The 23,005-nt window shown below is 68.5% G+C and carries 20 protein-coding genes and 1 pseudogene; 11 read left to right on the top strand and 10 right to left on the bottom strand.

Features of this window, described 5'->3' with window-relative positions; translation table 11 throughout:
- The first annotated feature begins 42 nt into the window (after positions 1–42).
- On the top strand, positions 43–3,102 hold the full coding sequence (locus tag HH212_RS04460) for a TonB-dependent receptor (RefSeq protein ID WP_169434272.1): 3,060 nt from the start codon (positions 43–45) through the stop codon (positions 3,100–3,102).
- Positions 3,103–3,197: 95 nt separating this feature from the next.
- Here HH212_RS04460 and HH212_RS04455 read toward each other — a convergent pair whose 3' ends face one another.
- The 8 genes from HH212_RS04455 to argS form a co-directional block, all read right to left on the bottom strand.
- Positions 3,198–3,728, bottom strand: coding sequence for a cytochrome b (locus HH212_RS04455; protein ID WP_169434271.1), 531 nt, complete (start codon positions 3,726–3,728; stop codon positions 3,198–3,200).
- On the bottom strand, positions 3,725–4,792 hold the full coding sequence (locus HH212_RS04450) for a catalase family peroxidase (protein WP_169434270.1): 1,068 nt from the start codon (positions 4,790–4,792) through the stop codon (positions 3,725–3,727). The genes HH212_RS04455 and HH212_RS04450 overlap by 4 nt, the downstream gene beginning before the upstream one ends.
- Positions 4,793–4,897: 105 nt before the next feature.
- On the bottom strand, positions 4,898–5,728 hold the full coding sequence (locus HH212_RS04445) for an SPOR domain-containing protein (RefSeq protein ID WP_229217567.1): 831 nt from the start codon (positions 5,726–5,728) through the stop codon (positions 4,898–4,900).
- A complete protein-coding gene (locus HH212_RS04440) occupies positions 5,722–6,522 on the bottom strand; it encodes a type III pantothenate kinase (protein ID WP_169434269.1) in 801 nt (266 codons plus the stop codon). The genes HH212_RS04445 and HH212_RS04440 overlap by 7 nt, the downstream gene beginning before the upstream one ends.
- A gap of 18 nt (positions 6,523–6,540) precedes the next feature.
- Positions 6,541–7,389 (bottom strand): biotin--[acetyl-CoA-carboxylase] ligase, encoded by an 849-nt coding sequence (locus tag HH212_RS04435; protein WP_370663909.1) that lies wholly within the window; start codon positions 7,387–7,389, stop codon positions 6,541–6,543.
- Positions 7,386–8,075, bottom strand: coding sequence for a thiol:disulfide interchange protein DsbA/DsbL (locus tag HH212_RS04430; protein WP_169434268.1), 690 nt, complete (start codon positions 8,073–8,075; stop codon positions 7,386–7,388). Before HH212_RS04430 ends, HH212_RS04435 begins: the two co-directional genes overlap by 4 nt.
- Before the next feature lie 13 nt (positions 8,076–8,088).
- Positions 8,089–8,952: an SPOR domain-containing protein gene (locus HH212_RS04425; RefSeq protein WP_169434267.1), complete on the bottom strand. Its 864-nt coding sequence runs from the start codon at positions 8,950–8,952 to the stop codon at positions 8,089–8,091.
- A 28-nt stretch (positions 8,953–8,980) separates the two neighbouring features.
- On the bottom strand, positions 8,981–10,705 hold the full coding sequence (gene argS / locus HH212_RS04420; RefSeq protein WP_169434266.1) for an arginine--tRNA ligase: 1,725 nt from the start codon (positions 10,703–10,705) through the stop codon (positions 8,981–8,983).
- A 276-nt stretch (positions 10,706–10,981) separates the two neighbouring features.
- Between argS and rsmB the strand changes: the two genes are divergently transcribed.
- The 8 genes from rsmB to HH212_RS04380 all read left to right on the top strand — a co-directional run bounded on the left by rsmB (position 10,982) and on the right by HH212_RS04380 (position 19,856).
- Positions 10,982–12,643, top strand: a complete 1,662-nt coding sequence (gene rsmB, locus HH212_RS04415; RefSeq protein ID WP_169434265.1) for a 16S rRNA (cytosine(967)-C(5))-methyltransferase RsmB — start codon at positions 10,982–10,984, stop codon at positions 12,641–12,643.
- A 135-nt stretch (positions 12,644–12,778) separates the two neighbouring features.
- Positions 12,779–13,345, top strand: a complete 567-nt coding sequence (locus HH212_RS04410; RefSeq protein WP_229217566.1) for a DUF4390 domain-containing protein — start codon at positions 12,779–12,781, stop codon at positions 13,343–13,345.
- Positions 13,346–13,348: 3 nt separating this feature from the next.
- Positions 13,349–15,697 (top strand): sensor histidine kinase, encoded by a 2,349-nt coding sequence (locus HH212_RS04405; protein WP_169434264.1) that lies wholly within the window; start codon positions 13,349–13,351, stop codon positions 15,695–15,697.
- Positions 15,698–15,796: 99 nt separating this feature from the next.
- Positions 15,797–16,537: a response regulator gene (locus HH212_RS04400; RefSeq protein ID WP_169434263.1), complete on the top strand. Its 741-nt coding sequence runs from the start codon at positions 15,797–15,799 to the stop codon at positions 16,535–16,537.
- A 65-nt stretch (positions 16,538–16,602) separates the two neighbouring features.
- Positions 16,603–17,040, top strand: a complete 438-nt coding sequence (locus HH212_RS04395; protein ID WP_229217565.1) for a GTPase — start codon at positions 16,603–16,605, stop codon at positions 17,038–17,040.
- A 143-nt stretch (positions 17,041–17,183) separates the two neighbouring features.
- Positions 17,184–17,441 carry a BTH_I0359 family protein gene (locus tag HH212_RS04390; protein ID WP_169434262.1) on the top strand — a complete coding sequence of 86 codons (258 nt, stop codon included), beginning with the start codon at positions 17,184–17,186 and terminating at the stop codon, positions 17,439–17,441.
- A gap of 155 nt (positions 17,442–17,596) precedes the next feature.
- Positions 17,597–18,364 (top strand): class II glutamine amidotransferase, encoded by a 768-nt coding sequence (locus HH212_RS04385; RefSeq protein ID WP_169434261.1) that lies wholly within the window; start codon positions 17,597–17,599, stop codon positions 18,362–18,364.
- Positions 18,365–18,488: 124 nt separating this feature from the next.
- Positions 18,489–19,856 (top strand): EAL and HDOD domain-containing protein, encoded by a 1,368-nt coding sequence (locus tag HH212_RS04380; protein ID WP_169434260.1) that lies wholly within the window; start codon positions 18,489–18,491, stop codon positions 19,854–19,856.
- A 32-nt stretch (positions 19,857–19,888) separates the two neighbouring features.
- Here HH212_RS04380 and budC read toward each other — a convergent pair whose 3' ends face one another.
- Entirely contained in the window at positions 19,889–20,650 is a 762-nt protein-coding gene (gene budC / locus HH212_RS04375; protein WP_169434259.1) for a meso-2,3-butanediol dehydrogenase, read from the bottom strand.
- Positions 20,651–20,742: 92 nt separating this feature from the next.
- Here budC and HH212_RS04370 point away from each other — a divergent pair, with 92 nt between their 5' ends.
- Entirely contained in the window at positions 20,743–21,948 is a 1,206-nt protein-coding gene (locus HH212_RS04370; RefSeq protein ID WP_169434258.1) for a serine hydrolase domain-containing protein, read from the top strand.
- Between the two features lie 16 nt (positions 21,949–21,964).
- On the opposite strand, the gene HH212_RS04365 is transcribed toward HH212_RS04370, so the two are convergent.
- Positions 21,965–22,396: a DUF2141 domain-containing protein gene (locus HH212_RS04365; protein WP_169434257.1), complete on the bottom strand. Its 432-nt coding sequence runs from the start codon at positions 22,394–22,396 to the stop codon at positions 21,965–21,967.
- Between HH212_RS04365 and HH212_RS27660 the strand changes: the two are divergent.
- A pseudogene (locus HH212_RS27660) lies at positions 22,356–22,979 on the top strand (sterol desaturase family protein); the annotation flags it as partial. The gene HH212_RS04365 and the pseudogene HH212_RS27660 sit on opposite strands and share 41 nt — an antisense overlap.
- Positions 22,980–23,005 lie beyond the last annotated feature (26 nt).

Genomic DNA, 23,005 nt, shown 5'->3' with positions numbered 1-23,005 from the left:
CACGAGCACGTCCCAGGAAATAACAACAGCAAGGAGACAGCAATGCACCAGCCCCACCAGCGGCGCCGCGCGCACCGCCGGCAGTTTGCGCTCGGACTGAGCGTGCTCGCCGGTCTGATCAGCCAGGCATATGCCCAGGAAACCCCGACCGTGCAGGCCGACGCCACCGTCGTGCGGGTGACCGGCTACCGCGGCAGCCTGGAATCGTCGGCCAAGGACAAGAAGGAATCGGTCGGCTTCCAGGACACCATCAGCGCCGAGGACTTCGGCAAGTTCCCGGACAAGAACATCGCCGAATCGCTCAGCCGCATTCCCGGCATCCAGATCGCGCGCGACGTGACGGGGGAGGGCATGAACGTGCAGATCCGCGGCCTCGGCTCCAGCTTCACCAAGGTCCTGCTGAACAATGCCCAGATCGCGGTGGCCTCGTCCGGCCCGGTCGACGGCCAGAACAGCAACCGCGAGATCGACCTCGACCTGCTGCCGACCGACCTGTTCACCAAGCTCACCGTCAGCAAGAGCCCGACCGCCGAGATGCTCGAAGGCGGCGCCGCCGGCGTGGTCAATTTGCGCAGCGCGCGCCCGTTCGACAACAAGGGCAGCTACGTTTCGTACAGCGCCACCGCGCAGAAGCAGCAGATCGCCGACGGCGTCGGCGGGCGCGGTTCGCTCCTGGCCAGCAAGACCTGGGGCGACACCTTCGGCATCCTGGCCGGCATCTCGGTGAACCGGCAAAAGGCGCGCACCACCGGCTACGAGACCGTCGGTCTCACCAACGCCAACCTGTCGGCGGCGCAGAACCCGTCCAGCACGCGCAACAACACCGGCGGCGGCAACTGGACCATCCCGGCGGTCGTGCCGGCCGGCGCCGGCGCCGGGCTGGTGGCCGGCACCCCGATCAACCAGGCCTTTTTGCTGGCGCAGAACCCGGGCCTGAACATCACCCAGATCGACAACGCGCTGGTGCCGCGCCTGGGCCGCACCATGGATTACTTCGGCACGCGCGACAAGGCCGCCGCCATCGTCAGCGCCGAATGGCGTCCGACTGCCGGCCTGCACTTCTACGTCGACAGCATGTACAGCAAGCGCGACGACGACATGTCGCGCATCGCCTACACCTGGGCGGTGCGCAACAACTTCGAGATCCCGCTGAACATGCAGGTCGACCGCAGCGACTGCAGCAACGGCTGCACCGCCACCGCCGGCACCTTCGCCAACTCGCGCTACTTCATCGAATACGGCCCGCGCCGCGACAAGGTCAGCCTGAAGGGCATCAATCCGGGTATGGAGTGGAAGATCGGCCCGACGCTGAAGCTGGACGCGCAGGCCAACTACACCAAGTCGACCTTCAGCCACGAAGCGCCGACCGTCATGCCGATCACGGCCGACGGCAGCGGCCTGGTCGCCACCTTCGCCAACAACGGCGGCGGCGTGCCCTCGATCACCTTCAACCAGGACGTCAACAACCCGGCCAACTTCGTCTGGGCCGGCGGCCGCGTCAACATCCAGAACGAGCTGCGCGACACCAGCACCAAGGGTTTTCACACCGACCTGACCTGGGGCGACGCCAAGCTCAACCTCAAAACGGGTATCGCCTACGACGACATCGACCGCCGCATCCGCGGCCAGGACAATTCGGCCGCCTGGCAGGCGGCGGTGTGCGGCAACAACCCGAACGTGTTCCTGCAGGGTCCGAACGGCGCCCCCGTCTGCAATGGCGCCAGCACGCCGGGCGCCAGCGCCGCGGCGCTGTATCCCGGCTATGGCACCGGCTACACCGCCGGGCAGACCACGCCGCTGGTGTACCAGGGTTCCCTGATCCCGGCAGCGCAGCTGGGCAGCTACCTGGTGCCCGGCCCGTACGGCAAGCTGGTGATCGACTGGGACCGCTTCCGCAAGGATTCCAACTACGACTACTACAACTCGACCGCGCCGGATTCGACCAGCTCCTCGACCGGCGCCAGCGCCGGCTACGTGCGCGAGCGCGCCACCGGCTTCTACACCGAGATCAACGGCCAGGCGGACGCCTGGGGTTTCCCGCTGCGCTACAACGCCGGCGTGCGCTACATCCGCACCAAGCAGGAAGTCGGCTCGCTGAACTCCTTCAGCGACCCGCGCAACGCCACCCTGCCGCTGAACGGCTCGAAGTACCCGAACCAGGCGCAGTGGGTGTACCAGGACACCACCTACAACAACACGCTGCCCTCGGCCACCGCGGCCTTGACGCTGCGCGCGGACATCGTGGCGCGCGCCGCGCTGTCGAAGAGCATGACCCGCGCCAACCCGAACTCGCTGCGTCCGGGCATCAACTTCAGCTCGACCTCGGCCGACATCGGCACCATCGGCAGCCCGGAACTGCGTCCCTACCTGTCGGACAACCTGGACCTGGGCATCGACTGGTACACCGGCCGCGAAGGCTACGTCAGCCTGACCGTGTTCGAAAAGCGCGTGAAAGGCTTCACCGTCAACGAGAACATCAGCCTGCCGTTCAGCGCGCTGGCCGAGTACGGCATCACCTACAACAACCTGATCCCGACCCAGCAGGCGGCGATTGATGCGCGCGGCGGCCCCGGCGCGGCCACCGTGGTGATGACCCGCGAACGCAATGCCGGCGGCATCCTGAAAGTGCGCGGCCTGGAGATCGGCTGGGTGCAGCCGCTCGATAAACTGCTGCCGATCCGCGGCTTCGGCTTCAGCGAGACCGCCACCTTCATCAACCAGCAGGCCACCGGCGAGGGCACCAACGGCTTCGTGGCGCTGGGCGTGCCGAAGAAGAGCAACAACTTCGGCATTTATTATGAGAACGGCGGCTACACGGCGCGCCTGTCGCACATGTACCAGCAGGGCAGCCAGGGCGCCAGCGCCAACCAGAACGGCATCGCGCTGGCGGCGCTGTACGGCCAGGATTACAAGCAGGCCGACTTCTCGTCGTCGGTGGACCTGGAAAAGGCGCTCGACCGCGACGGCTGGCCGACGCTGACCTTCGACATCGTCAACCTGAACAAGGCCAAGCGCGAGTCCTACTTCCAGTTCACCAACGCGCAGTTCACGTCGTACAACCCGGGCCGCACCTTCCAGCTGGGGGTGCGCGGCAAGTTCTGATATAAACCGTTTAGTACATCATTGTCCCTGTTCCCGCTTTCGGCCCGCAGATGCTTGCCGGCCGAAAGCGGGGTTTTTTTATTTGCGCGCGACGCTCATTCGCCCTTGGCCATCTGTTCGAACACGCCGTCGCGCCGCACCCACGCATGGAACAGCGCGGCGCCCAGGTGGCCCAGGATGACCAGGAACAGCAGGTAGGCCAGCACGCCATGCAGCGGACGCAGGACACCGTACAGCGCCGGGCTGTGCGGCAGGATCGGCGGCAAGTTGACGCCGTCGAACAGCACGACCGGATAGGCGCCGGCCGACAGCATGGCCCAGCCGATCAGCGGCATCGCCAGCATCAGCGCATACAGCAGCCAGTGCGACAGCGTCGCTGCCAGCTTCTGCAGGCGCGGCAGGTCGGCCGGCAGCGGCGGCGGCGCGTGGCGCAGGCGGTTGGCTAGGCGCACGATCGCCAGCAGCAGGATCGCCAGCCCGAGCGGCCGGTGCAGGTCGATCAGCTGCTCGCGGTAGCGCAGCGAGGCCACCATGCCGGCGCCGATGAACAGCATGGCCAGGATGGCGACGGCCATCGACCAGTGCAATGCACGGGCCAGCAAGTTGAAATGGCGTCGTTGACTCATGGCTTGCTCCCGTCCTTGGCGTTGCCCTGGCTGATTTCGCGTTCGCGGCGGTTGAACGACACCGAGTAGACCGACGAGCGCGCGTGCAGGACCGGATCGTCGGTGCCCGAAATCCCTTTCGGCAGGATCAGGGGATCGAAATTCAGGTCCAGGCAGGGACCCTTGACTTGCGGCTCGGCGCGCACCAGCGTCAGCGTGCCGGCCGTGGTCTCGGGCCGGGTATCGGGCCACGCCTGGGACGGGTCCTCGATCGGATCGCCCGGCGCGGCGAACTGCATCACCAAATCCCATTGCAATGGGCCCGCGGCCAGGCGCCGGTCGAGGTCGGCCGCCAGGTAGTCGCGATCCGCTGTTTTCAGCTGCTCCGGATCGGCGGCGACGAAGGGCGTGTGCGGACGCATCGACCAGCGCACCGTGCGCACGGTGCCTCCGGCATCGGTCAGGCGGAAGGCATTCACGCCGTTGAAGCGGGTATTGGCCAGGCTGTCGGGCGTTTGGGCGTTTTTCGACCACGCCATGAAGCGCGCGATTTCCGGATGGCGCGCCAGCACCGCCTTCATCTTTTCCGGGTCCGGCTTGCCGGTGGCGGGGTCGGGCAGCTTGGCCGCGTTCATCGCCTGGAATCCTTCCGGCGTGGCCGCCGCGAAGAACGGAAAGCTGTTCATCGCCATGCGCCATTCCTGGCCATCGTCGGTCTTCAGTTGCAGCGCCATGCCGCGCACCGCCGCCTTGTTGTCGGGCGCATAGGGATCGTTGCCGGGATTGGAAAAGCGGCCCAGCACCGGCGTGGAGGCCTGCGTGAACACGCGCGCCGTGGACAGCCGCGCCGCCGCCGGGGCCGGTGCAAAGCTGCCGACGATGCAGATGCCCTTGCTGTGCGCACGGCGGAAGCCCGGGTGCGGGGAACCGCCGGCTTCGACGGTATTCACCATCGTCTGCGGCGTCAGGTTGCGCTGGCCGATCCAGCCGCCGGCCCAGGCGAAGGCCAGGGCCAGTGCAAGCAGGATCGCGGCGATCGCCAGCAAGGTTGGAAGGGTGCCGCGACGCGGCTTGGGTATCGACATGGAGGCCTGCTTTCGTTGAAGTTACCCGCGCCGGCGTTGCGCGGCGGGCTGGGCAGGGAATTGTCGCACGATTGACGGCATTGCGCCGTCAGGCGCCCTGGCGCATCAACCCTGGCCGCAGCTGCGCGCCTCGGCGCCGTCGAAGCGCTCGGCGTAGTTGGCCAGGCGCTTGCGCGTGGCCTCGTCCAGATTGCGCAGGCGGTAGCTGTAGCGCGTGCTCTGCGGGCCGCGCGGCAGGATGCGGGCGCTGTGCACGCCCTGCTTGTTGAGGTTGGCCAGCAGGGTCTGGGCGCCGCTCTCGGTCTTGAACATGCCCAGCGAGATCGCGTAGCGCATCGGCGTGTCGCCCTGGATGATGTAGAAGTCGCCGCCCACGCCGAGTTCGCGCAGCTCGCCGGCCTTGCGCTCGGCCGCTTCCTTGCTGCCCTGCGGCGGGATGTGCACCAGCCAGTTGGTGATCTCCTGTTCCTGGGTCTCGCGGCGCGCGCCGGGGAGGCGGTCGCCCAGGTCGAGCGCGGCCAGGCGCGCCTCGAAGCGCTTGGCTTGCGCGGCGTTGAGGGTGCCGACGTCGAGGCAGGCCAGCGCGCGCGGCGCGGGAGGCGGCGCCGGCGCGGCTGCGGGTGCCACGGTGGGGGCGGCAGCGGCGAGCGTCGCGCCGGCCGAGGCGGCGGGAGCGGTGGCAGTGGCGGCGCCCGAGCCTGCCGGAGCCGGTGCGCGAGCCTGCTCCGGCGTGGCGGCGACATCGCGCGCATCCGCCGGCACAGCTGCCGGGGCGGCAGCCTGCCCGGCATCGAGCAGCACCAGCTTCGGCGTGTTGAACTGGCGTTTCAGGCGCGCCGGTTCGTGTTCTTCTCCGCCGGCGCCGAGGTAGCCCTGGCCATAGGCGAACAGCGCGCCGTTCAGCGCCAGCAGCGACCAGAAGGCGAACCTCAGCACGTGCGAAGCTCCGGCGCGGCGGCGGCCGCATGCAGGCCGACCAGCACCAGGTTGTCCAGCAGCCAGTGCGGCGCCGACAGCAGCGGCGCGACGTGGCCGGCGGCGCCGCCGGACAGCAGGCACAGTTCGGCGCCGTGGGCGGCGCAGGCGCGCTCGATGGCGCCGGCCTGCGCCGACAGGCAGCCGGATAGGATCGCATCGCGGGTATTGTCGGCGAAGGCCGGGGCGCGGTCGCCGTGCGCCGTCACCTGCGGCAGCTGGGCGGTGCCGCGCGCCAGCGCCGACAGCATCATGCCCAGGCCCGGCAGGATCATCCCGCCCAGGAACTCGCCGTCGGCGCCGACTGCGTCGACCGTGGTGGCGGTGCCGCAGGTCGCCACCACCAGCGCCTTGTCCGGCGCCAGCGCGCGCGCGCCGAGCGCGGCGGCGAAGCGGTCGGCGCCCAGTTGGGCCGGCTCGCGGTAGCGGTTGCGCAGGCCGCCCAGTTCGGGCTGCGAAACGAACCATTCCGGCCGCAGCGGCGGCGCCAGCGCAGCCAGCAGGCTGTCCAGTTCGGCGCGCATGGCGGCGCCGGCCACGTTGGCGACGATGGCGCGCACGGGGGCTGCGCCGGCGCCGGCGCTGGCCGCATGCGCGGGCAGGTGCGCCGCCCACAGCGCCGGCAGGCGTTTTACGTCCGCATGCAGCACGGCGCCGTGCGCGATCCAGTCGCCGGGGGCGGTGCCGGCGCCGGCAATCTCATGCGCGATCGCCCACTTGACCCGGGTATTGCCTGCATCGACCAGCAGCAGCATCGTCGGCTCCTTTGTCCGTTAATCCGCGGCCTGCATCCGCAGCGACACGTCGCCGGCGGCGATGGCGATGCGGCCGTGCTCGCCGTCCAGCAGCAGGCGGCCGGCATCGTCGACCCCGGCGGCCAGGCCTTCGTGCAGGATTTTCCCGTGGTCGAGGACCGCCACCGGCTCGCCCTGCCAGCCGTGCAGCAGGTTCCAGCGCGCGCCGAAGGCGGCGAAGCCGGCCTGCGCGAACTGCTGCAGGGACGCCACCAGTCCGTCCAGGATCGCCGCCACCAGGGCGTCGCGGTCCATGCGCGCCAGCCAGGGCACGGCGGCCACGCTGCGGCCTATCCTGGCTTCGAGTTCGTCCGGCATCGCCAGGTTCAATCCGATGCCGACGATGGCCCAGGTGGCGTCGCCGGCCGGGCCGGCGGCGCGCTGCGTCTCGACCAGGATGCCGGCCAGCTTGTCGCCATCCTTGAGCAGGTCGTTCGGCCATTTCAGGCGCACCGGCTGGCCGAGCCGGTCCAGGGTCTCGGCCAGCGCCACGCCGACCGCCAGCGGCAGGCCGCTCAGTCGCTGCAGGCCGCCGTCGAATTTCCAGGCCAGCGAAAAGGTCAGCGAATGCCCCGGCGCCGACAGCCAGCTGCGGCCGGCGCGTCCGCGGCCGGCGCTCTGGTGTTCGGCCGCCAGCAGCAACGGGCCGGACAGCTGCGGGCCGCACGAGCCGGCGGCGCGCGCCAGCAGGTCGGCATTGGTGGAGCCGGTCTCGCGCACCACCTCGACCTTGGCCAGTCCGTCGCGCGCCGACTGCGACAGGGCGGCGATGCGCGCCGCATCCATGGCGCCGGGGCGCTCGCCGGCGGCGTGTGCGGCGGCGTTCATCGCTTGTCCGCCTTGGCCTTGGCCACCAGGAAGTCCATCACCTGCAGCGCCGCCGCCTGCTGCTGGGCCTCGGTGGCGCCTTCGTTCACGTGCGAGGGCGAGGTGGCGTAGCGGCCGTCGATCACGACCATCGGCCAGCGGTCGATACCGTAGGCTTCCACCATGGCGCCCGCGCGGCGCAGCCTGGCGCCGATGCCGAAAGAGCGGTAGGTGTCGGCGAATTTGGCGCGGTCGATGCCGTTCCTGGCCGCCCAGTCGAACACCTGCTCGTCGCTGGAAAGGCGCAGGTGCTCGACGTGCATGGCGTCGAAGGCCTTGCGGTGGTATTGCTCGAGCAGGCCCATGGCGTCCAGCGTGTAGAACAGGCGCTGCTGCGGCACCACGGCGTCGCCGCGCGGCACGTGCACGCGCTTGAACGCGATGCGGTCGCCCTGGTTTTTCACCCAGGCGGCCAGCTGCGGCTCGAAGGCGTGGCAGTGCGGGCAGTAATAGGCGAAGAACTCGATGACCTCGACCTTGCCGGCCGTGTCCGCCGGCTGCGGATTGGCCAGCACCAGGTACTGGCTGCCGGCCTGCGGGTTGGCGGCCGAACCGGAGGCGGCGCCGGCGGCGTGGGCGGGCAGGATGGCCGTGCCGGCGGCCAGGCCGAGCAGGGCGGTGCAGAAGCGGCGGCGTGGCGTGTGCATGCGTGGCTCCCGGTCAGCGCTGGTTGCGCACGATGGCGACGTCGACGCCGTTGTCGATCAGCTTGGCGCGCGCCTTGTTCATCGCCTCGACCTGGTTGAACGGACCCATGCGCACGCGGTGCAGCACGCCGCTGTCGCTGGTGCGGTCGCTGATCGCGGCCTCGAAGCCGAGCAGGGCCAGCTTGGCGCGGGTCGCCTCGGCGTCGGACATCTCGCGGAAGGCGCCGGCCTGCAGGTAATAGATGGTGTCGCCGGCGGCGGCCGGCGCGGCTGCGGTGCGCGCTGCCGGTGCGGCCGCGGTCGTGCGGCTGTCGGCGCGGGCATCGGCCCGGCTGTCGGCCCGGGTATCCGCGCGCGATTCGACGCGCGATTCGGAGCGCGATTCGGAGCGCGATTCGGAGCGCGATTCGGAGCGCGATTCGGCACGCGCATCGGCAAGCCGGTCGGCGCGGGCATCGGAACGCGATTCGGTGCGCGCATCCGGCCGCTCCGCCGGCTCCTTCAGGCCGGCGATCATCTGGCCCAGCGGATCGGCGTCGGCGCTTGGCGCCGGCTTGCTGTCCGGCGCCGGCCTGCTCCCGCTGCTGCCGCTGCGCGCCGCCGCCTTTTCGTTGACTTCGCGGTTGGCCTGGCGCGCCGCCTCCCGGTTGGCATACATCGGCTTGTTCGGATCCATCGCCTGGCCCGGCGCCGGGTCGGCCGGGCGGCCCGACTTGGCGGTCTTTTCGGTGAACGGCGAGGCGCCCTTGCTGATGGTCAGGGCCACCGCCACCGCGATGCCCAGGCCGACGATCAGGCCGATGATCAGGCCGGTTAAGGTGCTGCCGCGCTGGCGCAGCGGCGGGAAGTGGGTGCGGTGGCGGAGTACCTTGGTCATCTTGGCTGGGCGATGGGTTGGAAGGGGTTTACATCTTTTCCGGCGCCGACACGCCGATCAGCGCCAGGCCGTTGCGCAGCACCTGGCGGGTGGCGGTGGCCAGGGCCAGGCGCGCCAGCTTCAGGGCTTCGTCGTCGACCAGCCACTTGTGGGCGAAATAATAGCTGTGCAGTTCGCTGGCCAGTTCGCGCAGGTAGAACGCGACCTGGTGCGGTCCGAGTTCGGCCTGGGCGCGCTGCAGCATTTCCGGATACGCCGCCAGCTTGGCCAGCAGGCCCATCTCGTGCGGCGTGGTCAAGGGCGACAGGTCGACGCCGGCCAGCTGCGCGGTGTCGCCGCCCCAGTTGGCCAGCGCCGAGCAGATGCGCGCGTGGGCGTACTGCACGTAGTACACCGGGTTCTCGTCGTTGGTGGCCAGCGCGACGTCGACGTCGAACACGAACTCGGTGTCGGCCTTGCGCGAGATGAGGAAGAAGCGCACCGCGTCGCGGCCGCGCGCGATGTCGCCGTTGCCGGACCATTCGATCAGGTCGCGCACGGTGACGTAGGAGCCGGCGCGCTTGGAGATCTTGACCTCTTCGCCATCCTTCATGACGGTGACCATCTTGTGCAGCACGTAGTCCGGGTAGCCCTGCGGGATGCCGATGTTTACCGCCTGCAGGCCGGCGCGCACGCGCGCGATGGTGCCGTGGTGGTCGCTGCCCTGGATGTTGATGGCCTGGTCGAAGCCGCGCTTGAACTTCTGGATGTGGTAGGCCACGTCCGGCACGAAATAGGTGTAGGTGCCGTCGGACTTGCGCATCACGCGGTCCTTGTCGTCGCCGTAGTCGGTGGTCTTGAGCCACAGCGCGCCGTCCTGCTCGTAGGTGACGCCGGCGTCGACCAGCGCCTGCACGGCGGCTTCGACCTTGCCGTCGGCGTACAGCGAGGACTCCAGGTAGTAATTGTCGAACTTGACGCCGAAGGCCTGCAGGTCGATGTCCTGCTCGTTGCGCAGGTAGGCCACGGCGAAGCGGCGGATCGATTCGATGTCGCCGGCGTCGCCGCTGGCGGTGGCCGGCGCGCCGTCGCTGGCCGACACAGTCTTGCGGGCCAGGAAGTCGGCGGCGATGTCGCCGATGTAGTCGCCGTTGTAGGCGGACTCGGGCCATTCGGCGTCGCCCGGCTTGAAGCCGCGCGCGCGCGCCTGCACCGAATTGGCCAGGGTGGCGATCTGCACGCCGGCGTCGTTGTAGTAGAACTCGCGCGTCACCTGGTGGCCCTGCGATTCGAACAGCGAGGACAGGGCGTCGCCCAGCGCGGCCTGGCGGCCGTGGCCGACGTGCAGCGGACCGGTCGGGTTGGCCGAGACGAATTCGATGATCGCGTGGTGGCCGGCGCCGCCGCTGCCGCGGCCGTAGTCCTGTCCCTGCGCGAAGATGCTGCGCACCACCGACTGCTTGGCCGCGTTCGCCACGCGCAGGTTGATGAAGCCGGGGCCGGCGACATCGGCCGACTCGACCAGGCCGGCGGCGGCCGGATCGGCCAGCAGGGCCGCGACCAGGCGCGTGGCCAGTTCGCGCGGGTTGGTCTTGAGCGGCTTGGCCAGCTGCATCGCGATGTTGCAGGCGATGTCGCCATGGGACGGATCGCGCGGGCGTTCCAGGACGACATTGGGCTTTTGCTGCGCGGGCGTGAGTTTGGTGCCGGCGACGATCGGCGCCAGCGCGGCCTGGAACAGGGCGACGATGTCTTGTTTTTGTTGGGCGAGCATGGACGGTGGTCAGAAATGTAATGAATAGTGCAATCGGGAGGCCGGCCGGGATGCCGTGGGAGGCATCGACCTGCGGCTTGGGCCAGCGCTGGGACCATAGCCTGGAACCAGAGGCAAACAGCAAGCATTATACTGGTTTGACGCAACCCGGAACACGTTCCGGGGCGCCGCCGGTGCTTCCTCAAGCGCACGCAACGCGCGTCTGTTCCTCGCCACACTGCTTCTCGCCACGCTTACCCGCTACAATGTGCCTCTTTATGCACCGACCCATTCACTATGACTGAAAAGCGCCCGACGCTCACCCTCAAACCCAAGACCGCCAAGGCCGCCGGCGCGGCGCGTCCCGGCCAGCCGCGGCGGGCGCAAGGGCAGGGCCTGGGCCGCCCCGAGCAGCGCGGACCGGCCCAGGGCGGGCAGGGCGGTGCGGCGCGTGTCGTGGAACAGCGCGCCGGACAGCGCCCCGCGCAAGCGCCGGCGCGCGACCCGCGCGGCCAGGACCGCGAGCAGGAGCGGCAGCCGCGCAGCCGGCCGCCGCAAGCCGAACCGCAGGATGCGCTGCGCCCGGCCGCGCGCGCCGACGAGACCCGCCTGCGCCACAGCCACGAAGTCAAGAATCCGGTCCAGCTCGATTACCGTCCGCACCTGAAGCCCGATGCGCTGGCGTTCGCCCTGCTGGGCGCGGCCGCCAGCCTGGCGCGCGTGCGCGCCGGCAGCGCCCTGCCGCAGGCGCTGGCCGAGGTGTTCCAGGCCTACGACGCCACGCCGCAGGCGCGCGGCGCGATGCAGGACATCGCCTATCGCACGCTGCGCCAACTGGGCCGCAGCGAGACCCTGCTCGGCATGATGACGAACAAGGCGCCGGAACCGCCGATGCTGGCGTCGCTGTTGTGCGCGGCGCTGGCGCTGCTCGACCCGCCCGAAGGATCGGACGCGCCCTACGAAGCCTTCACCGTGGTCGACCAGGCGGTCGGCGCGGCCGCCGCGCACCCGGACTTCGCGCACGCCAAGGCGATGGTCAACGCCGTGCTGCGGCGTTTCCTGCGCGAGCGCGCGCAACTGCTGCAGGAGGCGCTGCGCGAGCCGCTGGCGCAGTGGAACTACCCGCAGTGGTGGATCGATGCGGTGCGCGGCGCCTATCCGGCGCAATGGCAGGACATCCTCGCGGTCGGCAACCGCCAGCCGCCGCTGACGCTGCGCGTCAACCGCCGCCGTACCAGCGTCGAGGATTACCTGGCCACCCTGGCCGCGGCCGGCATGCAGGCCCGGCAGGTGGGGCCCGCCGCGCTGCGCCTGGCGGTGCCGGTCAACGTCGGCCAGATCCCCGGTTTCGACCAGGGCCTGGTATCGGTGCAGGACGCCGGCGCCCAGCTGGCCGCGCCGCTGCTCGACCTGCAGGACGGCATGCGCGTGCTGGACGCCTGCGCCGCGCCGGGCGGCAAGAGCGGGCACATCCTGGAAACCGCGGACGTCCACCTGACCGCGCTGGACGTCGACGCGCGCCGCCTGGCGCGGGTCGAACAGAACCTGGAACGCCTGGGCTTGCGTGCCCGGGTCGCCGCCGGGGCCGCCGAGGAGCGCGGCTGGTGGGATGGCCAGGCGTTCGACCGCATCCTGGCGGACGTGCCGTGCACCGCCTCCGGCATCGTGCGCCGCCACCCGGATATCCGTTGGTTGCGTCGCAAGAGCGATACCCACCAACTTGCAACACTTTCCTCGAAAATACTCGACAATCTTTGGCAGATGCTGCGGCCCGATGGTAAATTCCTGTTCGTGACATGTTCGCTCTGGCCGCAGGAATCGGAAGCGCAGGCCGCCGCCTTCGCGGCGCGCAACGGCGCGGTCCGTCTCGATGCGCCGGGCCAGCTGCTTCCAACAAGCGGTGCCGGGCAGGATCATGACGGCCTGTTCTATGCCCTGTTCCAGAAGGTTGGGGCATAACGTCCCCCGACTATGGCATTTCGAGAAACCGTCGCCAGCGCCGGCCGTTCCGGCCAGGAAGCGTTGCCGTACCAGGCTGCGGCGTGCAGCGGTTTCGCGCGATGCCGCAACGCTTTTTGTAAGGCTGTGGCCCCAGTGATTGTACGATTTTTCCGCCTCCTCGCCTGCCACCTGATGCTGGTGCTTGCGTGCGCAACGGCGCAGGCGGCGGACGGGATCGACATCACTCTTGCCAACATCGAAGCCTCGGACGAGGGCTATCGCCTGCGCACCGTGTACGCGTTCGACCTGACGCCCGGCCTGGAGCAGGCGGTGCAGCACGGCATGCCGCTGTATTTCACCACCGAGATCGAACTGACCCGGCCGCGCTGGTACTGGATCACCGACGACAAGGCGGTGTCCTCGCGCCGCACGGTCAAGCTGCAGTACGACCTGCTCACCCGCATCTACCACATCTCCACCCCGGGCAGCGTGCAGCAGACCTTCGACACGCTCGAGGAAGCGCTGCTGTGGATCCGCCGCCCCGGGCGCTGGCTGATCGCCCCCAAGGGCGCCCTCAAGCCGGGCGAGAACTACAACGTCACCCTGCGCATGTTCATGGACCGCGAGTACCTCAAGAAACCGCTCCAGGTCGACGCCCTCAACAATTCCGACTGGCGCCTCACCTCGCACAGGAAGACCTTTACCTACCGTGCGGAGTAAGCCGTGACCAAGGCCTTGCGCTATGCCCTGGTGATCGGCAGCGCGATCGCCTCCATCCTGCTGTTCATCCTGGCGTCGGCGTCCGACAATTCGGCCTTCGTCGAAACCAATTTCTACTGGCTGCTGGGCCTGAACGGCGCGGTGGCGCTGGCGCTGCTGCTGCCGGTGATCGTCTACCTGGTGCGCCTGTACTCGCAGTACAAGGCCGGCAAGTTCGGCTCGCGCCTGATGGCGCGCCTGGTGCTGCTGTTCGCCGGCATCGGCATCCTTCCCGGGCTGGTGATCTTCATGGTGTCGGTGCAGTTCGTCTCGCACTCGATCGATTCCTGGTTCGACGTCAAGATCGAGGCCGCCCTGCAGTCCGGCCTGAACCTCGGCCACGCCGCGCTCGACGAAGCGCTGACCGACCTCGGCGCCAATGCCGGCACCATCGCCGCCACCATGGCCGGCCAGGACGAGCTGGCCGCGCGCACCCTGCTGGCGCGCACCATCGAAGACACCAGCGGCATGCAAAGCGCGATCCTGCTGTCGGCCGACGGCAAGGTGCTGGCCAGCGCCGCCGAGGACCGCAACGCCGACCTGACCCCCGACCTGCCGAGTGCGCAGATGCTGCGCCAGGGCGCCATGCCCGGCGGCTATGCGCGCACCGAGGGCGGCACCGAGCACGAGCTGCGCGACGACAACGGCGAGCAGCCCAGCGGCCTGGACGCCGCCACCGGCCTGCGCCTGCGCGTGGTGGTGGCGGTGCCGGAACCGCCCGGCATGGCGCCGCGCTACCTGCAGCTGATGCAGGGCGTGCCGGTCAACCTGGCGTCCAACGCCGAGGTGCTCAGCACCGCCTACCGCGAATACCAGGAGCGCTCGGAAGCGCGCACCGGCCTGCGCAAGATGTACATCGGCACCCTGACGCTGACGCTGCTGCTGGCGGTGTTCGGCGCCATCGGCAGCGCCTTCCTCATCGCCGGCAACCTGGCGCAGCCGCTGCTGGTGCTGGCCGAGGGCACGCGCGCGGTGGCCGAGGGCGACCTGTCGCCGCGCCCGATCGTCGAGACGCGCGACGAGCTGGGCACGCTGACGCAGTCCTTCAACGCCATGACCGGCCAGCTGTTCGAGGCGCGCTCCGCGGTGGAGCGCAACCGCGCCGCGCTGGAAAGCGCCAAGGCCCACCTGGAATCGGTGCTGGCCAACATGTCGGCCGGCGTGATCGTGATGGACAGCGAGGGCGTGGTGGTCAATTCGAACGACGCGGTGCACCGCATCCTGGCGGTCGACGTCGCCTCGCTGGCGGGACGCCCGCTGGATGCGATCGCCGGCCTGGAAGCCTTTGCCGGCGCCGTCACGCGCGCGTTCTCCGCCCAGAGCGCGCAGAGCGCGGCGCGCAGCGCCGCCCAGCAGAATACCCAGGCGCCGGCCGGCCGCATCCATGCGCGCGGGCCGCTGCGCGCCCACTGGCAGCAGCAGATCGAGGTGCCGCGCCGCGCCGGCAGCGACGACGACCACGACCTGACGCTGCTGGCGCGCGGCTCGCGCCTGCAGGTCGGCACGGGCAGCGGCTTCATCGTGGTGTTCGACGACATCTCCGACGTGATCTCGGCGCAGCGCTCGGTGGCCTGGGGAGAAGTGGCACGGCGCCTGGCGCACGAAATCAAGAACCCGCTGACGCCGATCCAGCTGTCGGCCGAGCGCATGCAGATGAAGCTGGCCGACCGCCTCGACCAGCAGGGCGCCGAGCTGCTCAAGAAGGGCACCGACACCATCGTCAACCAGGTCGACGCGATGAAGCGCATGGTCGACGACTTCCGCGACTACGCCAAGGCGCCGCCGGCGGTGCTGTCGCCGCTCGACCTGAACGCGCTGATCGGCGAGATCCTCAACCTGTACCTGGCCGAGGACGATTCGGACGTGATCCACGTCGGCCTCGCCGGCGGGCTGCCGATGGTGATGGGCGACGCCACCCAGCTGCGCCAGGTGATCCACAACCTGCTGCAGAATGCCCAGGATGCGCTGTCCGACCGCGGCCAGCAGGCGGCGCCGCCGCGCGTCGACGTCACCACCGACGCCATCCACTACGTCGGCGCCGACGGCGCCAGCGGCACCGCGGTGCGCCTGTCGATCGTCGACAACGGCCCCGGCTTCGCGCCGCGCATCCTGTCGCGCGCCTTCGAACCCTACGTCACGTCCAAGGCGCGCGGCACCGGCCTGGGCCTGCCGATGGTGAAGAAGATCGTCGACGAACACGGGGGCCGCATCGACGTCGCCAACCGCGCCGACGGAACTGGCGCTTCGGTATCGATTTTGCTGTTAAAGTTAGCGCCAGAGGCGAACTTGGCCGCGAGCTTGGAAGACAAGTGAATCGCGCTTAGAATGTTGATTGCAAGTCAACCGGTGGATGCACAGGCGGGGAGCACGGACGTGAACGGAACGGGTCAGATCAGGAAGGCAGAATAAGAGATGGCGAACATACTCGTAGTTGACGATGAAATGGGCATCCGCGAGCTGCTCTCGGAAATCCTGGGAGACGAGGGGCACGCGGTGCAGCTGGCGGAAAACGCCCAGCAGGCGCGCCAGGCGCGCCAGCAGGGCGCGCCCGACCTGGTGCTGCTCGACATCTGGATGCCGGATACCGACGGCGTCACCCTGCTCAAGGAGTGGCAGCGCGACGGCCTCCTGAGCATGCCGGTCATCATGATGTCCGGCCACGCCACCATCGACACCGCGGTCGAGGCCACCCGCATCGGCGCCCTGAACTTCCTGGAAAAGCCGATCGCCCTGCAGAAGCTGCTCAAGGCGGTGCAGCAGGGCCTGGCGCGCGGCCAGGAAGTGGCGCGCGCGCCGGCGATGGCGCCGCGTCCGGCCATTGCTCCGTCCAGCGCCGTGGCGGCGCCGGAGCCGAGCGTGCAGGTGCAGCCGATGTACGCGCCGCAGCCGCCGCAGGGCAGTGCGATCGGCATCGCCCGCCCGGTCAACAACGGCGAGGCGCACGCGCACGGCTACACGCTGTCGTTCGACCTGCCGCTGCGCGAGGCGCGCGACGCCTTCGAACGCATGTACTTCGAACACCACCTGGGCCGCGAAGGCGGCTCGATGACGCGCGTGGCCGAAAAGACCGGCCTCGAACGCACCCACCTGTACCGCAAGCTCAAGCAGCTGGGCGTCGAACCCGGCAAGCTGGGCAAGAAAAGCGTCCAGTGACGCCGCCGTGCGCCACGGCGCGCGCCTGCGCGCCGTGGCGCATGTCCGTTCGACTCTCCATTCCCATGAACGATCGCCAGCCGCCGGGTGCCCGCATGCCGCGCGTCGTCACGACCCTGGTGGTCAGCGCCGGCGCCGCGGTGCGCGAGCAGGCGATCTGCGCGCGCCTGTCCACGCTGGCGGCGGCGCCCGTGCCGGACGCCGGCAAGCCCATGGCGGGCGCGCCGGCTGTCATCCTGGAGGGCATTGCTTCCGGCAGTTCTCCCCTCGACATCCTGGCGCCGCAATTGCACCTTGCGCGGATCGCGCCCGGTTGCCTGTGCTGCAGCGGCAATCTGGTTTTGCGTGTAACATTGAATCGCCTGCTGCGCCAGCGACCCGGCCGCCTCTTCATCGGCGTCGCCCGCAGCGAGCACCTTGATCAGTTGCGATCGTGGTTGCAGTCCGAGCCATACGATCAGCTGTTGACGCTGACTCCCGACATCGACGCACAGGACGTTTGATTGCAATAATTGCAATTGGCTGGGCTTGAAATCGGTTGCGGCGCCACCACTTTCTTGTTGAAGCAGTCAACACCAAAGTGGAATGTCAGCCGTCCGCCGCCGGACGGCGATTCGCACAAATCTGATCGAGTGAAGGAGTCATCATGAACATGATCTATAACAGCGAACAGTACAGCGTTGTCGAGTTCGGGGTCGACCATAACCTCGAAGCGCTGCGCTTCGGCGGCTATGAAATCGTCGACAAGTCCGGCCGGCGCGAAGCATTCATCGGCGGCAAACTGGCGCAAGCCTTCCGGCGTGACGTGAACACCCTGATCGCCAGCGAGCCGACCATGGAAGAGGTCGACGACTTCCTGGGGTCCTACGACACCCTTATGAGCCAACCGGTCGTACTGCATTGACGTTCGAAGGTTCCGGGCCATCCCAGTGATTGGCCCGGCCGCAAGCAGCCGTGGTTCCGGTATCATCCGCGTCGTAGCGCCATCCTCCTTCCTCGCAGTCTTCCTCCCCGCCAGCAAAATCGCGTTCTTCCCGTCTCGCATGGTAAGCTCCCTCCATGTGTCAACTTCTTGCCATGAACTGCAATGTCCCTACCGACATTGTCTTCAGTTTTACCGGGTTCGCCCATCGCGGCGGACGTACCGATACCCATCATGACGGCTGGGGCATCGCCTTTTTCGAAGGCGCCGGCGTGCGCCATTTCGTCGATCACCAGGCCGCTGTCGCCTCGCCGATCGCCGAACTGATCAAGCGTTATCCGATCAAGTCGCTGAACGTCATCGCCCACATCCGCAAGGCCACGCAAGGCCAGGTGACGCTGGAAAACTGCCATCCCTTCGTGCGCGAGATGTGGGGGCGCTACTGGGTGTTCGCCCACAACGGCGACCTCAAGGATTTCGATCCGGTGTTCGACGGCCCGTTCCGGCCGGTCGGCACCACCGACAGCGAGCGCGCCTTCTGCTTCCTGCTGCAGCAATTGCGCGAGCGCTTCGGCGACCATCCGCCCGCCATGCCGGCCCTGCGCGCGGCGATCGCCGACCTGGTCGCCGTCGTCGCCCGCCACGGCACTTTCAACATGATGCTGTCGGACGGCACCGCGCTGTTCGCCCATTGCTCGACCAAGCTGTGCTACGTGGTGCGCCAGTACCCGTTCGCCGCCGCCTGTCTGGCAGACGAAGACCTGTCGGTGGATTTTTCCCAGGTCACCACGCCCGACGACCGGGTCGCCATCATCGTCACCACGCCCCTGACCACCAACGAAGCCTGGACCGAATTCGCCCCCGGCGAATTGAAGGTGTTCGTCGATGGCTGGCCGCAGGCATGAGGCCGGCGGCGCCGGCAGTGCGGGCGTGATCCGGATGACACGTTTTTTAGAGGAAATAAGTTTCATCTAATCACCGTCAACGCGGAATGCGTTAAAGTGATTGCTTCGATCGTGAGGGGCCGACATGACCAATTCCGCCAGCCTGGACCAGACCAACCTGCCGCTGCGTGTGCGCGACTTTTATCTGGGTCGCCAGCCGGTGCTCGACCGCAACCAGGCCTTGTACGGCTATGAACTGCTGTTCCTGACCGGTACCCATGGCGCCATCGGGCGTTCCGGCGTCAACCCGGTGCCGGTGGCGGGCGGCGTCCCGGCAGCGGCCGGCGTCCCGTCGCCGGAAAGCGCCGGCTTGTCGGCCACCGCGGCCGTCATCGCCCACACCGCCCAGCTCGGCCTGGCGCGCGCCATCGGCGACGCCTGCTGCTTCCTGAACGTCGACGCCGAGGTGCTGGCCAGCGACATCTTCGCCTTCCTGCCGCGCGAGCGCACCGTGCTCGAGATCGCCGCGTCGGTGGTGCCGGACGCGGACATGCTGGCGCGCCTGCGCGAGCTGGGCACGCACGGCTTCCGCTTTTCGCTGGACGGCCTGGACAACAACCACGGCGACAGCAACGCCCGCCTGCAGCGCCTGCTGCCCTCGTGCAGCTTCGTCAAGCTCGACCTGCGCCGCACGCCGCAAGCGGCGCTGGCGACACTGGTGCCGCACCTGCAGAAGCTGGACAAGATCGTCATCGCCGACCGCGTCGAGACGCGCGAGCAATACCAGGCCAGCATGGACGCCGGCTTCGACTACTTCCAGGGTTTTTATTTCGCGCGCCCGGCGGTGCTGGGCGGCCGCAAGCTCTCGCCCTCGCAATCGGCGGTGCTGCAGCTGATGAACCAGGTGACCTCGGACGTCGACAACGCCGACATCGAGCGCGCCGTGAAGCGCGACGCCACCCTGGCGCTGAACCTGCTGCGCCTGGTGAACACGCCGGCGGTGGGCGCGCGCCAGCGCATCGACTCGATCAGCCAGGCGCTGCTGGTGCTGGGCCGGCGCCAGCTGCAGCGCTGGCTGCAGATCATGCTGTACGCCGAGCCGTCCAACCACGGCCATAACCAGACCCCGCTGCTGATGCTGGCCACCACGCGCGCGCGCCTGATGGAACTGCTGGCGCAGCGCTTGCGTCCGGCGCAGCGCAGCCTGGGCGAGATCGCCTTCACGGTCGGCATCATGTCGCTGATGGACGTGCTGTTCGGGATTCCGATGACCGACATCGTCGACCAGATCCCGGTCAGCGACGAGATCCGCCAAGCCCTGCTCAAGCGCAGCGGCTTCTTCGGCGAGCTGCTCCGGCTGGCCGAGAACATCGAGAGCGCCGACAGCGACGACGCGGTGGGCGACACGGTGCTGCCGGCCCTGAAGGGTCTGGCGATTTCCGGCGACGAGATGCTGGAGCTGGAAATGGCGGCGTTCCAGTGGACCGACACGGTGGTGCGTTACGCCATCTGAAGGCACCGCGCTGGAGCGGCCGCACGAAAGTTTTACTGCGGCGGCTGGCCGTTGGAGGCCCGCAGGCCGGCATCCACCGGCAGGTTGACGCCGGTGATCAGGCGCGCGTCGTCGCTGGCCAGGAAGGCCATCGCCGCCGCGATGCCTTCCGGGTCCTCGGGCGCGCCCAGCGGCATGCGTTCCTTGAACTTGGCGACCAGTTCGGCGTCGTCGACCATGTCCTCGGTCATCCCAGTCCTGGTGAAGCTCGGATTGACCGCGTTGACGCGCACGCCGTCTTTCGCCGCATCCATCGCCATCGCGCGCACCATGTTGCTGACGGCGCCCTTCGAGGTGTTGTAGGCGAACAGTTCCCAGTCGCCGCCCAGCCCCGAGACGGACGAGGTCATGACGATCGAACCGCGCGTCTTCACCAGTTCCGGCATCGCCGCCTTGGCCATGTGGAAGTAGCCGGTCACATTCACCGCCATCACGCGTTCGAAGTCTTCCTCGCTGGTCTGGGTGATGTCGCCCTCGCTCGCGATGCCGGCGTTGTTGACCAGGATATGCAGGCCGCCGAAGCGCTCGACGGCGGCCTTGACGGCGGCGGTGGCGGTCTGTTTGTCGGCCGTGTCGCCGACCTGCACCAGCACCCGCTCCTGCGGCAGCGCACCGGCGGCTTTCTCGAGGCCGGCTTCGTCGATGTCAAGCATGACGACGCTGGCGCCCTCGTCGAGGAAGCGGCGGGCGGCGGCCAGGCCGATGCCGGATGCTGCGCCGGTGACGAGTACGGTTTTTTCCTTGAAACGGCTCATTGATTTCCTTTCACGCAGGCCATGACGGGCCCGATTAGTTGACGGGATTTTAATGCCGACGATAGCACAGGCATGCGTCCACAGCCTTTTCGATGCAGGCAGGCAAATTCTCCATTTATCGCTTCATCGGGCAGTCCGTCGCAGGACCAGCCGTCGCCATCACTGCGCAGCTACAATGCCAAGCCATCCACTGTCATGGAGTCCATATGTTTGTGCGCCGATCCTGGATCACGACCCTTGCCTGTGTCTCCTGCCTGTCGCTGCTGTCGGCCTGCGCCGCCGTGGACAATGCTGTCAACGCTTCCCTGATCGATCGCCATGTGCCGAAGGATTACAGCGGAGTGATTGCCGTGCGCCCGAACGCGCATGCGGCCCTGGTCACGCAAGCGCGTGGCCTGGCCATGCGCGAGCAGGTGCGGGCAAACACCGCGGACACCCGCTTCCTGGTCGGCTCGGCGACCAAGTGGGTCACCGCCGTCGCCGTGCTGCGCTTGGCTGATATGGGCAAGCTCGATCTGGATGCGCCGATCGCGCACCACCTGCCGGAACTGCCGCCGCAGAACGGTGCGGTCACGTTGCGGCAGCTGCTGTCGAACCGCAGTGGCATTCCGAATGGCCTGGCGAACGCGCTGCGCAAGGATCCATCGATCCGCAACCTGGACCTCGGACCGGTGGCGGGCGCGCTGCGCTTCGGCGCCGGCGCGCTCGATGCCAGGCCGGGCACGAAATGGGATTACTCGGTGACCAACTGGCTGCTGGTGGCCGCCATCGTGGAACGGGCAAACGCGAAACCGTTTACGGAAACGGTGGAACAGCTGGTGCTGGCCCCGGCCAGGGTGCGCGATACCGGTTTCGCGGACAGCGGCTATGACGATGCAGTCGGCATGGCGGTCGCCTACGATGTCGCGGGCGGGCGCAAGACGCCGCCGGCGCCGCCCATGGTGGCAGCCAGCGGCACCTTGTACAGCACCGTGCGCGATCTGGTGGCGATCGCCGATACCGTGTATTCCACGACGCTCCTGTCCGCCAAGGCACGCCGGGAACTGATGACGATCCAGGTGGCGTCCGAGGATTATGCCTTGGGGGGCAGGGTCAAGACGATCACGACGAAGGAGGGACGCCGGACGCTTGCATGGGAATCCGGCGTCATCGGCGGGTACAAGACGCTGCTTGCCTACGATCCGAACGATGGCCGCGTCGTCGTCCTGCTCAACAATACCGACATGCAGCAATCCGAGCAGGCCGGGGTCGCCATCGCACTGTTCGACGATATGGGCGTGGAGCGCGCCGCCTGGTGACGAGGCGCCGCCGGCGTCAGTGCAGCTTGACGGTCGCCACCGCGCCTTCCTCGCGCACCGCCATGGCGGCATCGCCGAACGACGGCGGCCCGAACTTGCCGCGCGCGTCGCGGCTGAAGCCGTAGTTCTCGCTCGGGATGCCGATGAAGTTGCGGTCGAGCTGGTTGTTCTCGTTGGCGTCCTGGTAGGCCAGCACGGCCCAGGTGCCGGCCGGGACGTTCGGGACCGTCACCACCGTCTCGGCGGCGGTGGCCGGCGCCGAGGCGCTGTAGGCGCACTGTTTCAGGAAGCGTTCCTGGTCGCACACGGCGACGTTGATCTTGCCCTTGCCGGGGGTGACGCCGGTGACGTGGACTTCGACGTTGGCGGCGCTGGCGGCGGCGCTCAGGCAGAGCAGGGCGCAGGCGATGGCGGCGCGCGGGAGGGACAAGGAGAGGGTAGGTTGCATGAGGGGTCCTGATTGGCTCGGTATGGGTCCCCGCCTGCGCGGGGACGACGTTTTTAGGTCAGCAATATTATTCAGGACGCCGATGCGTCCCGTGGACGGTGACAGCGATGGCATGGCGTCCAAGCCGTGCGCGCAGGCGGATATGGTAGGCTGTTGTCATCCCATTCACACCGCCGATCCGGCGTTCGCATCCATGTTGTGGAATACGCTCATCGTCCTGGTCACCGTCGCGCTGATGGAATTGTTTTCCATCGTCGCGCACAAGTACATCATGCACGGCTTCGGTTGGGGCTGGCACAAGTCGCACCACGAGCCGCGTACCGGCTGGTTCGAGAAGAACGACCTGTTCGCCGTGGTGTTCGCCGGCGTGGCGATCGCGCTGATCTACGCGGGCACGCGCGGCCACCATCCGCTCGAATGGATCGGCGCCGGCATGACCGCCTACGGTGCCCTGTACTTCGTCGCGCACGACGGCCTGGTGCACCGGCGCTGGCCGTTCCGCTACACGCCGCGCAGCGGCTACCTCAAGCGGCTGTACCAGGCGCACCGCATGCACCACGCGGTGCCCGGCAAGGAAGGCGCGGTGTCGTTCGGCTTCCTGTACGCGCC

Origin of the sequence: Massilia forsythiae (assembly GCF_012849555.1) — a bacterium.
GTDB lineage: Bacteria > Pseudomonadota > Gammaproteobacteria > Burkholderiales > Burkholderiaceae_D > Telluria > Telluria forsythiae.
Note: the sequence above shows the minus strand (reverse complement) of the source record. Positions and strands in the feature narration are given on the sequence as shown.